Annotated in this window: 18 protein-coding genes and 1 pseudogene; 9 read left to right on the top strand and 10 right to left on the bottom strand. The window is 66.1% G+C overall.

The genetic code is table 11. From position 1 onward, the window contains the following. Window positions 1-6 precede the first annotated feature (6 nt). Genes PJB24_RS13500 through PJB24_RS13520 form a run of 5 tightly spaced genes read right to left on the bottom strand, consistent with a single transcriptional unit; the run spans window position 7 to window position 4,040 of the window. A complete protein-coding gene (locus PJB24_RS13500) occupies window positions 7-798 on the bottom strand; it encodes a DUF1932 domain-containing protein (RefSeq protein WP_273846711.1) in 792 nt (263 codons plus the stop codon). Further along, window positions 795-1,760, bottom strand: a complete 966-nt coding sequence (locus PJB24_RS13505; RefSeq protein ID WP_273846713.1) for a VOC family protein — start codon at window positions 1,758-1,760, stop codon at window positions 795-797. The genes PJB24_RS13500 and PJB24_RS13505 overlap by 4 nt, the downstream gene beginning before the upstream one ends. Continuing rightward, entirely contained in the window at window positions 1,757-2,386 is a 630-nt protein-coding gene (locus tag PJB24_RS13510) for a 4-carboxy-4-hydroxy-2-oxoadipate aldolase/oxaloacetate decarboxylase (RefSeq protein ID WP_273846715.1), read from the bottom strand. Before PJB24_RS13510 ends, PJB24_RS13505 begins: the two co-directional genes overlap by 4 nt. Beyond that, window positions 2,383-3,105 carry a PIG-L deacetylase family protein gene (locus PJB24_RS13515; protein ID WP_273846717.1) on the bottom strand — a complete coding sequence of 241 codons (723 nt, stop codon included), beginning with the start codon at window positions 3,103-3,105 and terminating at the stop codon, window positions 2,383-2,385. The genes PJB24_RS13510 and PJB24_RS13515 overlap by 4 nt, the downstream gene beginning before the upstream one ends. After that, window positions 3,102-4,040 carry a DUF6282 family protein gene (locus PJB24_RS13520; protein ID WP_273846719.1) on the bottom strand — a complete coding sequence of 313 codons (939 nt, stop codon included), beginning with the start codon at window positions 4,038-4,040 and terminating at the stop codon, window positions 3,102-3,104. Before PJB24_RS13520 ends, PJB24_RS13515 begins: the two co-directional genes overlap by 4 nt. A gap of 285 nt (window positions 4,041-4,325) precedes the next feature. Between PJB24_RS13520 and PJB24_RS13525 the strand changes: the two genes are divergently transcribed. Both PJB24_RS13525 and PJB24_RS13530 read left to right on the top strand, forming a co-directional pair. Next, window positions 4,326-4,997 (top strand): GntR family transcriptional regulator, encoded by a 672-nt coding sequence (locus PJB24_RS13525; RefSeq protein ID WP_420541949.1) that lies wholly within the window; start codon window positions 4,326-4,328, stop codon window positions 4,995-4,997. Between the two features lie 99 nt (window positions 4,998-5,096). Continuing rightward, complete coding sequence (locus PJB24_RS13530; RefSeq protein WP_273846723.1) at window positions 5,097-6,458, top strand: aminomethyl transferase family protein; 1,362 nt, start codon at window positions 5,097-5,099, stop codon at window positions 6,456-6,458. Between the two features lie 70 nt (window positions 6,459-6,528). Here PJB24_RS13530 and PJB24_RS13535 read toward each other — a convergent pair whose 3' ends face one another. Further along, a complete protein-coding gene (locus PJB24_RS13535; RefSeq protein WP_273846725.1) occupies window positions 6,529-7,173 on the bottom strand; it encodes a TetR/AcrR family transcriptional regulator in 645 nt (214 codons plus the stop codon). 139 nt (window positions 7,174-7,312) lie between these two features. Here PJB24_RS13535 and PJB24_RS13540 point away from each other — a divergent pair, with 139 nt between their 5' ends. The 6 genes from PJB24_RS13540 to PJB24_RS13565 are packed head-to-tail and all read left to right on the top strand — an operon-like array spanning window position 7,313 to window position 13,902. Further along, window positions 7,313-8,917, top strand: coding sequence for a long-chain-fatty-acid--CoA ligase (locus PJB24_RS13540; protein ID WP_273846727.1), 1,605 nt, complete (start codon window positions 7,313-7,315; stop codon window positions 8,915-8,917). 33 nt (window positions 8,918-8,950) lie between these two features. Continuing rightward, window positions 8,951-9,715, top strand: coding sequence for an enoyl-CoA hydratase/isomerase family protein (locus tag PJB24_RS13545; RefSeq protein ID WP_273846743.1), 765 nt, complete (start codon window positions 8,951-8,953; stop codon window positions 9,713-9,715). An 11-nt stretch (window positions 9,716-9,726) separates the two neighbouring features. Then, complete coding sequence (locus tag PJB24_RS13550) at window positions 9,727-10,497, top strand: 3-hydroxyacyl-CoA dehydrogenase (protein ID WP_273846729.1); 771 nt, start codon at window positions 9,727-9,729, stop codon at window positions 10,495-10,497. 32 nt (window positions 10,498-10,529) lie between these two features. Continuing rightward, window positions 10,530-11,867 carry an MFS transporter gene (locus PJB24_RS13555; protein ID WP_273846730.1) on the top strand — a complete coding sequence of 446 codons (1,338 nt, stop codon included), beginning with the start codon at window positions 10,530-10,532 and terminating at the stop codon, window positions 11,865-11,867. A 9-nt stretch (window positions 11,868-11,876) separates the two neighbouring features. Continuing rightward, the gene (locus PJB24_RS13560; protein WP_273846732.1) at window positions 11,877-13,034 is read left to right on the top strand and encodes an acyl-CoA dehydrogenase family protein; all 1,158 of its coding nucleotides are present in this window, start codon (window positions 11,877-11,879) and stop codon (window positions 13,032-13,034) included. Window positions 13,035-13,047: 13 nt separating this feature from the next. Next, window positions 13,048-13,902, top strand: a complete 855-nt coding sequence (locus tag PJB24_RS13565; RefSeq protein WP_273846734.1) for an amidohydrolase family protein — start codon at window positions 13,048-13,050, stop codon at window positions 13,900-13,902. Between the two features lie 3 nt (window positions 13,903-13,905). Here the strand turns inward: PJB24_RS13565 and PJB24_RS13570 are convergent, their stop codons facing one another. From PJB24_RS13570 to PJB24_RS13585, 4 genes are read right to left on the bottom strand one after another with little or no spacing between them, the layout of a single operon-like run. Next, window positions 13,906-14,817 carry a bifunctional 5,10-methylenetetrahydrofolate dehydrogenase/5,10-methenyltetrahydrofolate cyclohydrolase gene (locus PJB24_RS13570; RefSeq protein ID WP_273846736.1) on the bottom strand — a complete coding sequence of 304 codons (912 nt, stop codon included), beginning with the start codon at window positions 14,815-14,817 and terminating at the stop codon, window positions 13,906-13,908. Next, a complete protein-coding gene (locus PJB24_RS13575) occupies window positions 14,814-15,425 on the bottom strand; it encodes a cyclodeaminase/cyclohydrolase family protein (protein WP_273846744.1) in 612 nt (203 codons plus the stop codon). Before PJB24_RS13575 ends, PJB24_RS13570 begins: the two co-directional genes overlap by 4 nt. A 47-nt stretch (window positions 15,426-15,472) precedes the next feature. Then, window positions 15,473-17,176: a formate--tetrahydrofolate ligase gene (locus PJB24_RS13580; protein ID WP_273846738.1), complete on the bottom strand. Its 1,704-nt coding sequence runs from the start codon at window positions 17,174-17,176 to the stop codon at window positions 15,473-15,475. Window positions 17,177-17,224: 48 nt separating this feature from the next. Further along, window positions 17,225-18,073 carry a methylenetetrahydrofolate reductase gene (locus PJB24_RS13585; protein WP_273846740.1) on the bottom strand — a complete coding sequence of 283 codons (849 nt, stop codon included), beginning with the start codon at window positions 18,071-18,073 and terminating at the stop codon, window positions 17,225-17,227. A gap of 115 nt (window positions 18,074-18,188) precedes the next feature. Here PJB24_RS13585 and PJB24_RS13590 point away from each other — a divergent pair. Continuing rightward, a pseudogene (locus PJB24_RS13590) lies at window positions 18,189-18,462 on the top strand (aminomethyl transferase family protein); the annotation flags it as partial.

The following is an 18,462-nucleotide window of genomic DNA, read 5'->3' on the forward strand; positions in this document are numbered from 1 at the left end:
GCTGGTTCACCCTCCGCCGGCTCCCTCTGCAGCGAGCTTCCGCAACCTCTCCTTGGTCGCTTCGGTGATGCGCGGCGTGACGCCGAGCTCCCGCAGGAGCTCCTCCGCCGCGGCCATCTCGTCCGCCCGGCGCCGGGCGTGCCTGTAGCTCCCCTCCACGAGCCTCCGGACGAGCGCCTCGTCGGCGTTCGTGAGCTCGGAGACGATGTTGCCCCACAGCCACTCCTCGCAACCCGCAGCCCGTCCGGCCTCGAGCGCCTCCATGATCGCGCCGGTCATCCCCTTGACGAAGACGCTCCTGAGGAGCTTGCGCCCGGCCGCATCCCCGGGCTCGTCGGAGACCTTCTCCACGGGCATCCCCAAAGAGCTCAGCATCTCCGCCAGCCGACCGGCCCCCGGACCGGAGACGAAGGCCGGCGTGGAGAGTCCCCTCCCCGGCACGGTGCCCATGAGGGTGAGGTCGACGAACTCCGCGCCGGTCTTCTCGAGCATCCCGGCGATGCTGCGCTTCTGCTGCGGGCTCGCGCTGCTGCAGTCGGCGTAGAGCGCCCCCTCCCCGAGCGCGGGCATCGCCGAGCGGGCGGCCTCCGGGGCGTCGGCGGGGGGGACGAGCGCGAGCACCGCTTCGGCGCCGCGCACTGCATCCTCCGGGGAGCCCACGACCTCCACCCCCTCGGGCGGCTCGACGAGCCTTATGTCGTAGCAGAGCACCCGCCGGCCGCGGGCGGCGAGGTCGCGGGAGATCTCACCGCCCGCCTCCCCGAGCCCGAGGATCGCGAGGTGCCCTTCCCCGCTCATCTGTCTCCTCCGGCCGGCGGCGGTGTGGCGTAGGTGAAGAAGCTCTCGGGCATGATCGTGCGCCAGGCCTGCCCCTTCTCCCGCTCGGCCTGGCTCCAGGTTATGGTCTCGGGGTCGGGGTCCAGCAGGAGCTTTATGTCCGAGATCATCTCGACGCGGTTGCCCCCGGGCTCGTAGACGTAGAGGAAGAAGGTCTGCTGCACGGCGTGCTTGGCCGGCCCGGCCTCGATGAAGATCTCCTCATCCAGGAAGATGTCCGCCGCCCGCAGCACGTACTCGCGGCTGTCGAGGGCGTAGGCGACGTGATGCAGCCTGCCTCCCATTCCGCTCACGTCCCTTCCCCCGTAGGCGATGTCGTAAGATTTCTGCGTGACGTTCATCCACGCCGCCCCCTGCCGCCCGTTGTCGAGCCTGACCTCCTCGGTGAGCCGGAAGCCGAGCCTCTCGTGCATGAAGGCGCTGTTGGCGTCGATGTCGACGGCCTGCAGGTTGACGTGGTCTATCCTGCGCACGCCGACGCCTCTGGCGGTGAACTTCTGCGGCTGGTTCTTGAGCACCGGGCGCATATGGTCCGGCGGCCGGTACTTCTCGGTCTCGAAGTAGACCTCCATCGGGTGCCCGTCGGGGTCGGCGAAGCGGTAGGCGGGGCCGTGCCCGAAGTCACCCTCGACCCAGCCCTCGCCGAGCCCGCTCTCCTCGAGCGCCCTCACCCGCCTCTCCAGGGCCTGCTGGCTCGTGGCTCTCCAGGCGATATGCCCGGGGCCCGCCCGGTCCGCGGCGGTGAGCTTGAGGGTGGAGAGCTCGTAGTCGCCGAAGGCCCTGAGATATGCGGACTCCCCCCGTCTTTCCACCTCCTCCATGCCCAGGACGTCGGTGAAGAACCACAGGCTCTCCTCGAAGGCGGGGGTGAGGAGCTCGACGTGCCCGAGATGGGCGATGTCTCTGACGGGCTCCGCGCTCATGAAATTCCTCCCTCCACGACCTCCCTGAGGCCGTGCAGGTCGTAGGAGAGCTCGCCGGCCTCGAGCTTCCTGCGGAGGTTTTTCTCCCGCTCCTCCCGCGCCCGGGACGCCTCGAGAACCTCCTCGGCCCGCCCGGCCTCGACGACGACCGCCCCGTCGGCGTCGAGCACGACGATGTCCCCGGGTGAGATCCTGGCGCCGCCGACCTCGACGGGCACATCGAGCCTGCCGACCTCCGCCTTGGTCGCCCCGCGCACCCGCACCCAACGCGCCCACACCGGAAGCCCGAGCTCTTTTAGCTCCTCGAGGTCGCGTACCGAGGCGTCCACGAGTACGCCCGCTGCGCCGCGGACCTTCGCCTGCACCGCAAGCAGCTCCCCGACGAGCGCGACCGGGGCGGGCTCGGGCATGGTTATGACCAGGACCTCCCCGGGCTGCACCCGCTCCATCACCGCGTGCACCATCAGGTTGTCGTCCTGCCCGCAGAGGACCGTCCGGGCCGGGCCGGCGACCTTCGAGCCGGGGACGACCTGCACGAAGGAGGCGTCCACGAGCCCGCGCCTGCCGGAGGCCTCGTAGACGGTCGCGACCCCGAGCCGGGCGAGTTCCCTGTAGACCCCGCTCACAGCGACCTCACCACCTGCGGCAGGACCCGCTGGAAGGCCTCGGCGTAGCGGATGTCCTTCTCCCCCGAGACCCTCCTCGCGTGGTTGGCCCGCTGCTCGGCCCGCTGCAGGTAGTACTGCTGCAGGTACTTCTGCGCCCGCATGGCCTGCATCGCCTCCTTCTTGCGTTCGAAGACCTCCGTTATGTCCAGGAAGGTGTCCGGCACGAAGCCGCAGAGTTCCGGCTGGTGCGGCTCGAAGAGGTAGAGCGCGGGCGGCCGTATGCCGGGGAAGGCGCTCGGCACCCCGGCCCCGGCGGCGAGGAGCCGCGCCTGCCGGACCGCCTGATAGGCCGTCGGGTGGTCTGGGTTGAAGGGGTCCTCGGGGGTGTGTGTGACGATCGCATCCGGGGCGAGCTCCCGCATGATCTCGACGAGCCTCATCAGCGCCTCGTCGTCCACCCGCAGGGGGTAGTCCCCGAGATCCAGGCACCGGAACTCGGCCCCGAGCGCCCCGGCCGCCTCCTCGGCCTCGGCGTGGCGCACCTTCTTCACGTTCTCGACGGTCTGCCCCTCCTCCTTCCAGAGCTCGCCGGATTCCCCGCGCTCCCCGTAGGAGAGCGCGAGCACCACCGAGCGCCCGCCCGCGGCGGCGTTGACGGCCGCGGCCCCGCCCGCCCGCCACACGAAGTCCGCCGAGTGGGCGCCGACGACGAGGAGCGTCCTGCCTCCCTGCGTCATACGAGGACCCCTTTCGCGAGCCTCCGGGTGTTCTCGACCGCCATGATCCTGACCTCCTCCTCGCTGAAGCCCGCCTCGAGCAGCCGGTCGGCCATGAGCGCGATCCCATCCTCCACCGGCGGGTTCGCCGGCTGTCCGAGGTCGGTGGAGAGGAAGGAATTCTCCGCGCCGACCGCCCGGATGTTCTCGAACATCACCTCCCACGAGACCTTGCCGCCGTACGCCGGGGCGAAGCAGCGCTCCATGAGCGCCCCCTGCTCGACGAGGCGGATCTGATCCTCTGCCGGGAGGTTCTGCGAGGGGAACTCGGGGTGGGTCACCACGATGCTCTGCACCCCCTCCTCCCTCGCGGCCTCCACCACGGCGAAGATCTCATCCCGCGAGAGGTGCCCGGTGGCGAGCACCATGCCGTGCTCGGCGACGACCCGCAGCACCTCCCGGGTCTCCGGGAGCACCGCTCCGGTCTCGTCCACCACGGGTACGGGATCGACCTTGAGCCCCTTCTCCTTCAGCTCGCGCTGCAGTTTCGCCCACAGCGGGAGCTTCTGCCCCCCCGAACCCTCCTCGATGCGCCGGACCTCGTTCACCGCGTCGACCGTGGGCATCCACACGAAGCGCGCCCCCTCCCGAGCCGCTATCTCGACCGCCAGGGCGTTCATCCCGCCCACCGCGGCGTTGAGCGCGATGGCGCCGATGACGTTTACTCCGCCCACCGCCGAACGAACGACGCTCGCCCGCTCGGCCGTCGGCACGTAGTGGGACTTGAGCGTGAACCCACCGAGCCCCATCTCCCCGAAACGCCGAGCCAGCTCCAGATCGTCCACGCGTCGTCCGATCACGTCCGGGTTTACATGGACGTGGTTGTCGTACGCTCCCCGTACGAGCTCTCTCGCCCGACCGGAAGGCTCTGCCCCTACGTTTCGTCCTCTACCCAACGCGTCGCCTCACCATGCCCGTCCTCCCTCGAAACGATAACCCACGATCCATCGCACCCAGCGCTCCCATGTCGCATACATAATTGTCAACAATTATCCTAAGCGGGGCATATTCCCATGTCAAGGGTGGTTTTGAAGGCCTCGAACTTTCGTCACGGGATGTTCCGGATGTTAACTTAGAGGAATAATCCTTACTCTTATTGGATCCAACTGTGAAGTATGCAAAAATGTAGCCAATTATGATAATCTCTGATGGAGTGTGGGTCTGAATCTGAACGCACTGACATGCTGGAGAATAGAAGAGAGCATGGCGGGGAGAGTTTCTTGTCGGACATAGCATACGAAAGGCTCTACGAAGACATAACCAGCGGGAGGCTCCAGCCGAACGAGCGCCTCATCGAGCTTGACCTCGCCCGGGAGCTTGGGGTGAGCCGGGCCGCGATCCGCAACGCGCTCATCCGTCTCGAGCAGGAGGGGCTCGTGACCCGGGAGCCGAACCGGGGGGCCCGGGTGCGGCTCGTCTCCGAGGAGGAGGCGGTGGAGATCCTCGAGGCCAGGATGGCGCTCGAGTGCATGGCCGTGCGGCACGCGGCCCTCAAACGTACGCCGGAGGATGTCGAGGAGCTGCGCGCGCTGCTCTCCGAGATGGAACAGCGTCTCGAGGAGGGAGACCTCCTGGCCGCCTCCGACGTGAACGGGCGCTTCCACCGACGCCTGATCGAGGCGGCAGACCACGCAACCATCGCCCGGCTGCTCAGGATGCTCAACTCCCAGCTCATAAGGTTCCAGTACCGCACCATCCTGGCCCCCGGACGCCCACCGCGCTCGTTCGCCGAGCACCAGGCCATACTGGAAGCGGTCGCAGCGAAAGACCCCGACCGGGCCGAGCAGGCCATGCGCAACCACCTCTCCGGCGTCACCGAGGCCCTCAGACAGGCAGCCCGCGTCTCCTCCTGACGATTTTGTTGACAATTTTGTAGAGCGCAGTTTATCCTGGGCTTCGAGTGATCTGGTGGTGAGCGGGGGTTTTCGTCCCCGCTGGATGCTGGAGGAGCCGTGGAGCGAGGAAGAAGCCTGGAAGATTTGCTGCGGGGGGCGGGAAATCCGGTGGACCTGCTGCGCGACGCGCAGGCTCTGCCGTACACCTTTCCGGTGGCCCCGGAGTTCACCAACTGGCGTGACGAGCAGCGCTCATGGAGGGAGAGCTGCGCTCTTCTCGACCAGTCGCACCACATGACCGACCTGTTCGTGGAGGGACCGGATGCTCTCGCACTCCTCTCCCGCCTCGGCGTGAACGGCTTCGAGGGGTTCGGGCCGGGGAGGGCCAAGCAGTTTGTTGCGTGCAACCCGGAGGGGTACGTCATCGGTGATGCAATCCTCTACTGCCTCGGAGGGGGAAGCTTCGATCTGGTCGGGCATCACATGGCGCTCGACTGGGTCGAGTACCATGCCGAAAGCGGCGAATACGACGTGGAGGTAGAAAGGGACGAGAACTCTCTCCTGCGGCAGGGGCCCCCGAAGGTCTACAGGTACGAGGTTCAGGGGCCGCTTGCGCCGGAGGTCCTGCGGAGGGCGGCCGGAGGAGAACTGCCTGAGGTGCGCTTCTTCGGTGTGGCGGAGGTCGTGATCTCCGGATGCAGGGTGCGGGCGCTCAGGCACGGGATGGCCGGGCAGCCCGGCTTCGAACTCTCCGGTCCCTGGGAGGAGGGGGAGAGGGTGCTCGAGGAGCTCCTGCGGTCCGGGGAGGAGTTCGGGATGCTGCGTGCAGGATCAAAAGCATACTCCGCGGCGAACCTGGAATCCGGTTGGATCCCCTCGCCCTGTCCCGCCATCTACACCGGTAAGGAGATGAAACCCTACAGGGAGTGGCTTCCGGCAAAGAGAGCCGGTTCACTCGGCGGGAGCTTCTACTCAGAGAGGATAGAGGACTACTACTTCACCCCCTACGAGCTGGGGTATGGACGCTTTGTGAAATTCGACCACGACTTCGTAGGAAGAGAAGCCCTCCAGCGGATGGCAGAGCGCCACTCACGCAGGAAAGTCACGCTCGTGTGGGACAAAGAAGACGTAAAAGAAGCCTTTGGCAGCCTCTTCGAGAAAGAAGACCTGCCCGCCAAATACATAGATTTCCCCAAGGCCAGGTACGCCCTCTTCCACTACGACACGGTCTTGAAGGACGGCCGGACGGTCGGGGTCTCCACCGACTGCGGCTACAGCCACAACGAGAGATCGATGCTCTCTCTGGCGAGCGTGGACGTGAATCTGGCCGAACCCGGCACGGAGGTCACCCTTCTTTGGGGTGAGAAGCCGAACTCCAGAAAGCCTCAGGTCGAGCCGCACGAGCAGGTCGAGATAAAGGCCACCGTCGCCCCTGCGCCCGTAGCCGAGTACGCCCGCACTGCCTACAGAAGAGGATGAGGCAGGGCTCTGGAGAGTATCCTGCCTCTATGGCGCGTGAGCCTTCACCCGCCGGGTCGGCGCGGAATCGTCAGCTGGCTGCGGCGCGCCATCCGCAGGCTGCGAAGGCGGCGAAGATGTCGATTATCTCCTCGTCTGTGAGACGACCGTCGCTCCTGTACCACGCACCCACGGAGTTGCAGAGCCCCAGGATGGCGAAGGTGAGCATCTGGGGGTCGATCTTCCGTACCACCCCGGCGGCCATCCCCTCCTCCACGAGCTGCTGGAAGCGCCGGGTGTACTCCCTGCGGGCCCGAAGCGTTTCCTCGGAGAACTCGAAGTCGCCGAGCAGGGTGCCGGCTATGGAACGATCCCGCAGCACCGTCCTGAGGTGGTTGCGAATCGCCGCGTCCAGCCGGGCGCCGGGCTCCCTCTCCTCCTCCATGACGGCGTCCAGCTGCGCGTTCATCAGCGCCATGCCCCGGTCGTGGATCTCCTGCACGATCTCCCGCTTGTTCTTCCAGTAGTAGTAGAAGACCTTCTTGGTGAACCCCAGCTCCCCGGCGATGTCCTCCACCGACGTGTTCTTGTACCCCTTCTCCTCGAACAGCTTCACCGCCGCCTCGAGAAACAGCTCCCGCCGCTCCTCGAAGCTCAACTCGCTCAAAGGGTTGGCCTCCGCCTCCGGACCGGAGAGCGGCGGACGCCCTATCCCACGCCGCCTGAGACCGCTCATCCCTCTCCGTCTATCCCCTCAATCTCAATATTGTTGACAATGGCGTTGACAGGGTTCTGAAACCCACTGTAGAATACCAGACGTTAATTCACCGGTTGGTGAATTAATGCGGATGGCGGGAAAGGAGAGGGCTTTGGGTATGAGGAGGCCCTGGCTTGGGGTGTATGGGGGCAGGATCTCCTACGGGACCATCGAGACCTCGCTGACCCGGTTTCTGGAGGGGGCCGTGGCGAGGTATCGCGACAGGCCCGTGATGACCTTCGGGGGGCGGCGGGTGACCTACGGGGAGCTGCTCGAGCGGAGCGAGCGGTTCGCCGCGGCGCTCGCCGGGCTCGGGGTGGTGAAAGGAGATCGGGTGGCGCTCATGCTGCCCAACTCTTTCGAGTACGTGATCTCCTTCTTCGCCGCGGCTCGGCTTGGGGCGATCGTCGTGCAGCTCAACCCGCTCTACACCGGGCGCGAGCTGATGCACATCCTCTCCGACTCAGGGGCGAAGGCGATCGTCGTGCACGAGGGGGGCTATCCCCCGCTCTGCGAGGTGCGGGAGGGGCTGCCGCTCGAGCGCGCGGTCGTCGCGGGGGAGAGCGGGGGGCTTGAGGGTTCGGATCTGTCCTTCGGCGATCTTCTCCGTTCCGGGGCCGGGTCCGTCCCCGAGGCGCCTGTCGATCCCGACGAGGACGTCGCGGTGCTCCAGTACACCGGGGGGACCACCGGGATCTCCAAGGGTGCGATGCTCACCCACCGCAGCCTGCTCGTCAACATCGAGGCCAACATAAGCCTCGCGATGGAGGAGCCGCGGGCTCTCGACGGTGGCAAGACCGTCGCCGTCGCGCCCTTCTTCCACGTCTTCGGGAACGTGGTCATCCTGCTCACCTCCATCCACTACGGGATGAACCTCCTCCTCGTGCCGCGCTTCCAGGTCGACGAGATGATGCAGATCATAAAGCGCGAGAGGCCCGCCATGCTCGGCGGGGTCGCCACGATCTTCACCGCCATGCACAACTACCCGGAGATGGAGAAGTACGGGCTCGGCGAGGTGCTCCTGTACATCTCCGGCGGGGCAAGCGTCCCAGCCGAACTGCTACGCTCCTTCCAGCGCAGGACCGGCCGGCCCATCTGGGAGGGCTACGGCCTCTCCGAGGCCGGAACGGTCACCATCAACACCTACCTCAGGGGACCGGTTCCCGGCAGCGTCGGCGTTCCCATGCCGACGCTGGACGTGAAGATCGTGGACCCCGAGACGGGGGAGCGAGAGATGCTCCCGGGCGAGCCCGGTGAGCTCCTCGTCAAGGGCCCCCAGGTCATGAAGGGCTACTGGAACATGCCCGGGGAGACCTCTCTCGCGCTGCGGGACGGCTGGTTCCATACCGGTGATATCGCCTGGATGGACGAGGAGGGCTACCTCTACATCGTCGACCGCAAGAAGGACATGATCAACGTCAGCGGCTACAAGGTCTACCCGAGGGAGGTCGAAGAGGTGCTCTACGCACACCCGGAGGTGGTGGAGGCGGTCGCGGTGGGGAGTCCCGACCCCTACAGGGGGGAGGTGGTGAAGGCCTTCGTGGTCAGGAGGGCGGGCAGCGCCCTCACGGAGGAGGATCTCGTGGAGCACTGCAGGGGCGAGCTTGCCCCCTACAAGGTACCCAAAGCGGTGGAGTTTCGGGAGGAGCTGCCCAAGAGCGCGGTGGGCAAGCTCTTGAGGAGGGTGCTCGCCCGGGAGGAGCGCGCCCGCGGGGCGAGGTAGAGGGTGTCAGAGGAGGGAGGAGTTTTGGATCACGTGAGGGTGGAGCGCGAGGGGGCCGTCGCGGTGGTCACCGTGGACCGGCCGGAGAAGCTCAACGCGCTGAACGCCCGGGTGCAGGAGGAGATCGCCGAGGTCTTCGCGGAGGTGCTCCCCGGCGAGGTACGGGCCGCCGTGATCACCGGGGCCGGTGAGCGGGCGTTCGTCGCCGGGGCCGACGTCGAGGGGATGCAGGAGCTGGACGCCCTCGGGATCCGGGAGTTCGGCCGCCTCGGCACCCGGATGATGGAGGCCGTGCAGGGTGCACCCTTCCCCGTTATCGCCGCCATAAACGGCTATGCGCTGGGCGGGGGGCTGGAGCTCGCGCTCGCCTGCGACGTGCGCATCGCCGCCGCGAACGCCCGGCTCGGCTTCCCGGAGGTCACGCTGGGGATCATGCCCGGCGCCGGCGGCACCCAGCGCCTGCCCCTGATCGTCGGCAGCGGTGTGGCCCGGGAGCTCATCTTCACCGGCCGCATGGTCTCCGCGCAGGAGGCAAAAGAGATCGGGCTCGTCAACCGGGTGGTGGGAGAGGGCGAGGCGCTGGAGGCCGCCAGGGAGATGGCGCGCCGGATGGCGGAGAACGCCCCGCTGGCCCTGAAGAGCGCCAAGATCGCGCTGAACACCGCCGAGGAGCTGGGGCTGGCGAGCGGGATAGAGCGCGAGGGGGATCTCTTCGCCCTGCTCTTCACCACCGAGGACGCGAGGGAGGGCATGGCGGCCTTCGCCGAGCGGCGCAAGCCGGAGTTCAAGGGACGTTAAGGGAGGACTCTGTGGAGATAAGCGGGAAGACCTTCGTCGTCACCGGGGGAGGCTCGGGGCTCGGTGCCGCGACCGTCCGCATGCTCGCGGGTGAGGGGGCGAACGTACTCATCGCCGACGTAGACCGGGAGCGCGCCGAAACCCTCGCCGGGGAGCTCGGAAGTAGCGTGCGCTTCGCGCGGGCCGATGTGGCGGATGAGGGAAGCATGCGGGCGGCGCTGGAGGAGGCGAGGTCGGCCTTCGGCGGGCCGCACGGGCTCGTCAACTGCGCCGGGATAGGAACCGCCGCGAGGGTGGTGGGGAAGAAGGGGGTTCATCCTCTGGAGCTCTTCGAACGGACGATCCGGGTCAACCTCGTGGGCACCTTCAACGCCATAAGGCTCGCGGCGGCGCTGATGATGGAGAACGAGCCCTCCGACGGAGACGGCGAACGCGGGGTCATCGTCAACACCGCCTCGGTCGCGGCGTTCGACGGCCAGATCGGACAGGCCGCCTACTCGGCCTCCAAGGGAGGGGTTGTCGCCATGACGCTCCCCATAGCCCGCGATCTGGCCTCCAGCGGGATCAGGGTCGCCACCATCGCCCCGGGGATCTTCGAGACGCCCATGCTCGGGGAGCTCTCCGAGGAGGTCAGGAGGTCGCTCGGGGAGCAGATACCCTTCCCCCGGCGGCTGGGGCGACCCGGGGAGTACGCGGCGCTCGTGAGGCACATCGTGGAGAACCGGATGATCAACGGGGAGGTCATCCGGCTCGACGGCGCCATCAGGATGGCGCCCAGGTAGTTCTTCTTTGTGCGGGGAAAGGAGGAGTCGAGGTGGAGCAAAGCTTGGATCGTGTCGAGGGAGAGGAGCGAAGCGAGCGCACGCCGCTGGGGTGGGTGATTGCTTCCAGCGTCGTCGGGAACGTCATCGAACAGTTCGACTTCGCCATCTACGGTTCCATGGCGGCGCTGGTCTTCGGACCGCTGTTCTTCCCGGAGTTCAGCCAGCTGGCCGGGACGCTGGCTGCTCTGGCTACCTTCGCGGTGGGCTTCGTCGCCCGGCCGCTCGGGAGCATCTTCTTCGGCCACTACGGGGACAGGATCGGGCGCAAGAGCATGCTCGTTTTGTGCCTCCTGATCGCGGGTTCCGCCACCTTCCTGATGGGGGTGCTGCCGACCTACGCGGCCATCGGAATCTGGGCGCCTATCCTGCTGGTGACGGTGCGCTTCGTGCAGGGCTTCTCCTTCGGTGGGGAGTACGCCGGCGCGGTGCTGATGGTCGCCGAGTACGCTCCCCCCGAGAGGCGGGGCTTCTTCTCCGGGTTCGTGCCGGCCGGTTCGCCCGTGGGGTTGATGCTCGCCAACGGCACGGTCCTTCTGGTCGCCCTGATGCCGCGGGAGGAGTTCCTCGCCTGGGGCTGGCGGCTGCCGTTCCTCTTCTCCATCGTGCTCGTGGCCATCGGGCTCTACATCCGGCTGAAGATCTACGAGACCCCGGCGTTCAGGCGGGTGAGGGAGACCGGCACCGAGGCCCGGATGCCCATCGTCGACGTGCTGCGCAGGAGCCCGGGGAGGGTGCTTCTGGCCGGGGGTGTCAGCTTCGGCTTCGCCGCGATCTTCTACATCACCATCATTTTCCTGCTGAGCTACGGCACCTCGCAGCTTGGGATCTCCGGCAGCATGCTCCTGGTGGGGACGATAATCGGGGCGGCCTTCCAGATAGCCACCATCCTGGGGTTCAACGCGCTCTCCGACCGCGTGGGGCGCCGGCCGGTGATCATCGGCGGCGCGCTGGTCTCCGCGGCTTTCGCCTTCCCCTTCTTCTGGCTGCTGCAGACCGGCGTCCCGGCGCTGGTGTGGCTTGCGATAACGGTGATGATGGTCTCCAGCGGGGCCATCTACGGTCCTCTGGCGGTCCTGCTGGCCGAGCTCTTCGGCACCCGACTGCGCTACAGCGGGGCCTCCATCGGCTACCAGCTCGGGGCGACCGTCGGCGGCGGCTTCTCCCCCCTGATAGCGGCCTCGATCCTGGCCTGGTCCGGCGGCGGGCCCTGGCCGATCTCGCTGTACCTGGTGGTAGTGGGCCTGGTGGCGGCGGCGTGCACCTACCTGCTCACCGAGACGGTGCGGGCGGATATGCTCGAGGACGTTCCCGCGGTCGGCTACGAGTAGGTATCAGCGGTGGTCCCTGACTACTACCTCCTGGACGAGCTCCTCACCGGCGAGGAGCGCGCCGTGCGCGAGAAGGTGAGGGCCTTCGTGGACCGGGAGGTGCTCCCGGTCATAGGGGAATACTGGGAGAGGGGGGAGCCGCCCCTCTCCCTGCTCCCGGCCCTCGCGGGGCTGAACCTCTGCGGGGGCACCATAGAGGGTTACGGCTGCCCGGGCCTGAGCGCGGTGGCCGACGGGCTGGTGAACATGGAGCTCTCCCGGGGAGACGGCGGGCTGCACATCCTCTTCGGGGGGACCTCCTCGCTGGTCATGCCCGCCATAGCCATGCTCGGCTCCGAGGAGCAGAAGGAGCGCTGGCTGCCGGCGATGGCGCGGATGGAGAAGGTCGGGGCCTTCGCCCTCACCGAGCCCGAGCACGGCTCCGACGTGGTCTCCCTCGAGACCCGGGCACGCCGCGTGGGCGGCGGGTACGTCATAGACGGCAGGAAGCGTTGGATCGGCAACGCCTCCTTCGCCGACGTGATCCTGGTCTGGGCCCGCGACGAGGAGGGAGGGGTGGGGGTCTTCGTCGTGGAGAAGGGCGCCCCCGGCATGAGCACCCGGCTCATGACCGGCAAGACCGCGATGCGCTCCTCCTGGCAGGCGGAGTTGGAGCTTGCGGGCGTCCGGGTGCCGGCGGAGAACCGCCTGGAGCACTCCCGCACCTTCGCGGACACTAACAGGGTGCTCGCCGCCATGCGCTACGGGGCGGCCTGGGCCGCCCTGGGGCACGCCGTCGCCTGCTACGAGGCGGCCCTCGCCTACGCCAAGGAGAGGAGGCAGTTCGGCCGGCCCATAGCCGCCTTTCAGCTCGTGCAGAAAAAGCTCGCCGGGATGCTCGCGGAGATCACCTCCATGCAGCTGTTGTGCCTCAGGCTCAGCCAGCTCGCAGACCGGGGTAAGATAACCGGGCCGATGGCGTCGCTGGCGAAGATGAACAACGCGGCGAAGGCCCGCAGGGTCTGCCTGGAGGCCCGTGAGATCCTCGGGGGCAACGGCATCCTGCTCGAGTACCACGTGGCCCGGCACGTGGCGGACATGGAGGCCGTCTACACCTACGAGGGGACCGACGACATCAACGCGCTCATAGTCGGCCGCGACATCACCGGCGTGAGCGCGTTCGTCTGAGAAGGAGGAACCTGTGGACGTGGAGAAGCTCAGGGCGATAGACGTGCACACCCACGCCGAGACCTCGCGCGAGGAACCCGGCGCCAAACACGCCTTCGCAGAAGCCGCGGAGAGATACTTCGGGGAGAGCGAACACCCCACCGCCTGGGAGGTCGCCGAGTACTACCGCAACCTCCGGATGGCCGCGGTCATCTTCACCGTGGACATGGAGATGAAGACCGGCGAGCGGCGCGTCCCAAACGAGGAGGTGCTCGAGGCCGCCAGGGAGAACCCGGACGTCCTCATCCCCTTCGCCAGCATCCACCCGGCACGGGGGAAGATGGGGGTAAAGGAGGCGAGGCGCCTCATAGAGATGGGGGTCAAGGGCTTCAAGTTCCACCCCAACCTGCAGGACTTCTACCCCAACGACCGGATGGCCTACCCGCTCTACGAGGTCATCGACGAGGCCGGGCTCGTAGCCCTCTTCCACACCGGACACTCCGGGATGGGCACCGGGATGCCCGGGGGGGGCGGGGTGCGCCTCAAGTACTCCAACCCGATGTACGTGGACGACGTGGCGGTGGATTTTCCGGAGATGAAGATCATCCTCGCCCATCCCTCCTTCCCCTGGCAGGACGAGGCGCTCTCGGTGTGCCTGCACAAGCCAAACGTCTACATAGACCTCTCCGGCTGGTCGCCGAAGTACTTCCCGGAGAACCTAATCCACTACGCCAACACGCTGCTGAAGAGGAAGATGCTCTTCGGCTCGGACTACCCGGCCATAAAACCCGAGCGGTGGATCGAGGACTTCGAGGAGGCGGGCTTCCGCGAGGAGGTGAAACCCCTCATCCTGAAGGAGAACGCTGCTAAGCTGCTCGGCCTGCGGTGAGAGTCATGTCGCTCTCGCCGCGAGCAGCACGTTCTCGAGCAGGCACACGTCGGTTACGGGGCCCACGCCCCCGGGAACGGGTGTTATGGCCTCGGCCTTCTTCGCCACGCTCCTGGTGTCCATGTCCCCGACGAGCCTGACCTTGCCTCCCGGCCCTTCGACCGGGTTTATCCCCACGTCTATGGCGATCACGCCTTCTTTTACGTGGCTCTCGTCTATGAGGCCGGCCACCCCCGCTGCGGAGATGAGGACGTCGGCCTGGCCGGTGAACTCGCGCAGCCTCCCCGCGCGGTAGGTGTTCACATCGCAGGAGGTGACCGTCGCCCCCCGCCTCATCGCGAGCTGCAGCGCGGCCCTTCCTACGTTGGCAGAGCGTCCGATGACGACGATGTGGCTCTTCTCGTAGAACTCCCGCGGGTCTCTCCCGCTCCTCTTCAGGTAGTCGTCGAGGATGAGAAAACAGGCCTTGGGGGTCGAGGGGACGTAACGCGGCCTTCCGAGCGCCAGAAGCCCCGCGTTGTAGGGGTGGATTCCCTCGACGTCTTTTGCGGGGGAGAGCTCTTCGGAGAGTCTTTCCACCGGGATGTGCTCCGGAAGAGGTTTCAGGATGAGGATGCCGCAGACGCTCTCGTCGGCGTAGAGCCGGTGCAGGGCTTCCAGGACTTCTGCTTCCGTCGCCTCTTCCTCGAAGGAGGCGCATAGGTACCCGAATCCGAGCTCGCCCGTGAGGTCCCTGAGGCGTCTCTCGTAGGCCACCGCTTCGTGGGGGGTCCCAACGAGCAGCGTCGCGAGGGTCGGCCTGCGTGCCACGTCGCCTGCAGAGAGGTGGGAGAGGAGATCCCCACGCAGGCGCTCTTTCAGAGAAGAGGCCACGGAGATGCCGTCTATGAGCCGGGCTCCGCACAGCTCTTTCAAGCGGAGACCTCCGGGGAGAGGGCTTCTTCTCTCGCTTTCTTTGCTTCTTCTTGCAGGTTCCCGAGTTCCTTCAGCCTGGGATCGTCGTTGAGACCGGCTTGTTTGAGGTTGATCTCTGCGAGGTTCGCCGCGGCTTTTGCCGTGGCTTCGGCGAGGAGCACCGCCGCGACGGCGTCCCCTTTCAGGTTCGGGTTGCCCGAGCGGGAGAGGGTCGAGGCCAGGGCGGCGGTGCGGCAGGAGATGTCTGCTATCTGCAGGGGCACATCAGCCGCTCTGGAGAGTGCTTCTCTGATCTTCTGTTTCCTTTGCGGGTCTTCTTTCGGCAGTCTGTAGGCTGCCAGGACCTCTTTGTAGGATTCGGCGTCTCTCCCGGCGAGCGGCAGGGCTTCTTCCCGCAGCTCCTTCGCACGTTGGACGAGGCGGTGTGAGCCGTCCAGGTGCTTCTCGGAGAAGCGGGAGGCCATTTCGGCCAGAGCCGCCGCGAGCGAGGATGCCACCGCGCAGACCGCCCCACCTCCCGGGTCCGGCTCGGAGGAGCCGACCATCTCCAGGAAATCCTGCAGAGGTAGAGCTGCGTACCCTTTGGAGGATGCTTCGGTCTCGTTCACGCGCAACACCGTACCCCAGGTTGGTCTTCCAGGGCAAGACCGGGGCTCTAGAAGAGCCCCACGATCTCGCCGTTCTCGTCTATGTCTATGCTCTCCGCCGCCGGGTGGGCCGAGAGCCCGGGCATGGTGCGCATCTGGCCGCAGATGAGGTAGACGAAGCCTGCCCCTGCGGAGAGGCGCGCCTCCCTCACCGGGAGCGTCCAGCCTCTCGGTGCTCCTTTGAGCGCGGGGTCGGAGGAGATGGAGAGCTGGGTCTTGGCGATGCACACGGGGAGGTTGCCGTAACCTCTCTTCTGGAAGCTCTCTATCTGCCTGTTCGCCTCCTGAGAGTACTCGACGTCTTTTGCACCGTAGACTTTCCGGGCTATGGTCTTTACCTTCTCCTTGAGGGGAGCTTTCTCGGGGTAGAGCATCCTGAAGTCGCTCTTCTCCTCTGCGGCTTCGGCGACGGCCTCGGCGAACTCCACCGCTCCTTTCCCTCCTTTTGCGAAGTGGTTGCTCACGGCCATGCGGCAGCCCTCCTGCTCCGCGACCTCTCTTATGGCCTCGTGCTCTGAGGGGTGGTCGGTAGGGAAGGAGTTCGCGACGACCACGGCAGGGATGCCGTGCAGCTTTATGTTCTCGATGTGTTTCTTGAGGTTTTCGGCCCCTGCGAGGACGTCTTCGGGGTTCTCCTCGAGCATCTCTTCTGGGAGGGGTTTGCCGGCTACGATCTGGTAACGCCCCGAGTGGGCCTTGAGCGCCCTTACGGTCGTGACTATGACCGCGGCGTCGGGGGTGAGCCCGGAGGTGCGGCACTTTATGTTGAAGAAGCGCTCCGCTCCCATGTCGGTGCCGAAGCCCGCTTCGGTTATGAGGTAGTCCCCGGTGTGGATGCCGATGAGGTCCGCGACCACCGAGGAGTTGCCGGTGGCGATGTTGCCGAAGGGGCCCGCGTGCACCAGGGCGGGGGTGTTCTCGGTCGTCTGCATGAGGTTGGGCTTTATGGCTTCTTTCATGATCGCGGCCATCACCCCAGCCCCTTTTATGTCCTCCGCTGTGACCGGCTCGCCTTCCCCGGTGTAGCCTATGACTATCCGGCCCATCCTCTCCCGCATGTCTTCGAGCGAGGTGGCGAGGGCGAGGAGGGCCATGAGCTCGGAGGCGGCGGTTATCTCGAAGCCCGACTGGCGCGGGATGCCGTCCGTTCTCTCCCCGAGGCCTATGACGATGTTCCTGAGTGCCCGGTCGTTTACGTCCATGACGCGCTTCCAGGTTATGGAGTGGGCGTCTATCCCCAGAGCGTTGCCCTGGTAGAGGTGGTTGTCGATCATGGCGGCGAGCATGTTGTGTGCCTCTGTTACGGCGTGCCCGTCACCGGTGAGGCCGAGGTTGAGCGTCTCCATCGGCACCACCTGGCTGTAGCCGCCTCCCGCGGCCCCGCCTTTTATCCCGAAAGCCGGCCCCATCGAGGCCTGTCTTATGGCTATGGTCGCCCTCTTGCCGATCTGCTTCATCCCCTGCGCCAGGCCGACGGTGGTGGTGGTCTTGCCTTCTCCGAGGGGGGTGGGGGTTATGGCGGAGACGAGGATGTACCTGGCCTTTGGTCTCTCGGAGAGATCTTCGATGGCGGAGAGGTCTATCTTCGCCACGTGTTTGCCGTAGGGGTAGAGGTGGCGCTCTTCTATCCCCATCGAGCGGGCTATCTCTTCTATGGGGAGTAGCTTCGCTGATCTCGCGACCTCGAGGTTGGACGGGAACCTGCCGCTCATCTTCCTCCGGGACCTCCTTAAAAGGTTGCTCGACGTTTGGTTTCTACTCTAGAGCTTTCTCAGCATCTCGGCACGCCACGCCTCTGCTCTTGCGAGCTCGTTGAAGGTGTTTATGTGCAGTCCGGCTACGTTGGCCTCGGGATCTTCGAATACACCCTCCAGCTCTTCGAGCAGGCGGTTTGGCCTGTAGCCGAAGGGGAGAAGCAGCCTCAACACCCAGCTCCTCTGCTTCTGCAGGAAGCGTGCGGACTGCCCGAGCCCGATGCCGCCCGCGATCCTGGCGAGCTTCCTGGCGTCTACCGGACCGGGTAACCCGATGTATACGGGCAGCTCCACCCCGAGCGTGCGCCTCACCCGGCCGATCCAACCGCCGATGACTTCGGCGTCGAAGCATATCTGGGTGGCGATGTAGCTGGCGTAGGGTGCTTTCTCCTTGAGAATGCGCCCCAAATCTTCCTCTTCGACGAGCGGGTGCCCCTCGGGGTATCCTGCTATCCCGATCTCCTGGAAGGGATGCCCCAGCGCATCCATCGCCCGGAGCAGGCTCAGCGCATCTTCGAAAACGCCCAGAGGGCTCTTCGCATCCCCGCCTATGACGAAGGCTTCTCTCACCCCGGCTTCCCCGAGCCTCTCCAGTATCCCCGAGAGGTGCTCCTCGTCACGGATCAAACGCGCCGACAGATGCGGCACCACCTCGTACCCACGCCCGGAGAGCGAGACCGCGAGATCCACCGTCGCACCGATCCCCTTGGTCGGCGAGGCCGTCACCGTGAGCTTCAACCCCTCGACTTTGCGAAGCTGCCTGCCTGCTCTCTCCTCGATCCCCCCGAGCGGTATGATCTCATAGCGGGGATGAAGCAGAAACCTTTTTAAATCTTCTCTGCCCGCTTTTCCCATCCCATCCACCTTTTACAAAAATGTTGACAATCTTGTCGAGTGCAATATATCATACTCCATTGGAAGGAATGGAGAGCGGGGGAACGTTCCCCGGAGAGGATGAAGGAGGAGAGGGATGGAGGGATCGAAGAGCCTCGAAGATGTGGTGCGGGAGGCGGGGCGGGATGGGATCGCGCGGATGCTGCGCAACTCTCAGATAGGTCCCTATGCCTTCCCCGGGGTACCATCAGAGTTCACCAACTGGCGTGACGAGCAGCGGGCGTGGAGGGAGAGCTGCGTGCTCTTCGACCAGTCCTACCACATGACCGACCTCTACATAGAGGGTCCTGACACAAAGAGGCTTCTCTCCGAGCTTGGGATAAACAGCTTTGAGGGCTTTGGGAAGGATA

It is taken from the genome of Rubrobacter calidifluminis, assembly GCF_028617075.1.
In the GTDB taxonomy this organism is placed as follows: domain Bacteria; phylum Actinomycetota; class Rubrobacteria; order Rubrobacterales; family Rubrobacteraceae; genus Rubrobacter_E; species Rubrobacter_E calidifluminis.

Coding starts and splice junctions, on each gene's coding strand:
- PJB24_RS13500 (WP_273846711.1), bottom strand. CDS start 798: ATGAGCGGGGAAGGGCACCTCGCGATCCTCGGGCTCGGGGAGGCGGGC.
- PJB24_RS13505 (WP_273846713.1), bottom strand. CDS start 1,760: ATGAGCGCGGAGCCCGTCAGAGACATCGCCCATCTCGGGCACGTCGAG.
- PJB24_RS13515 (WP_273846717.1), bottom strand. CDS start 3,105: ATGACGCAGGGAGGCAGGACGCTCCTCGTCGTCGGCGCCCACTCGGCG.
- PJB24_RS13525 (WP_420541949.1), top strand. CDS start 4,326: ATGCTGGAGAATAGAAGAGAGCATGGCGGGGAGAGTTTCTTGTCGGAC.
- PJB24_RS13535 (WP_273846725.1), bottom strand. CDS start 7,173: ATGAGCGGTCTCAGGCGGCGTGGGATAGGGCGTCCGCCGCTCTCCGGT.
- PJB24_RS13540 (WP_273846727.1), top strand. CDS start 7,313: ATGAGGAGGCCCTGGCTTGGGGTGTATGGGGGCAGGATCTCCTACGGG.
- PJB24_RS13580 (WP_273846738.1), bottom strand. CDS start 17,176: ATGAGCGGCAGGTTCCCGTCCAACCTCGAGGTCGCGAGATCAGCGAAG.
- PJB24_RS13585 (WP_273846740.1), bottom strand. CDS start 18,073: ATGGGAAAAGCGGGCAGAGAAGATTTAAAAAGGTTTCTGCTTCATCCC.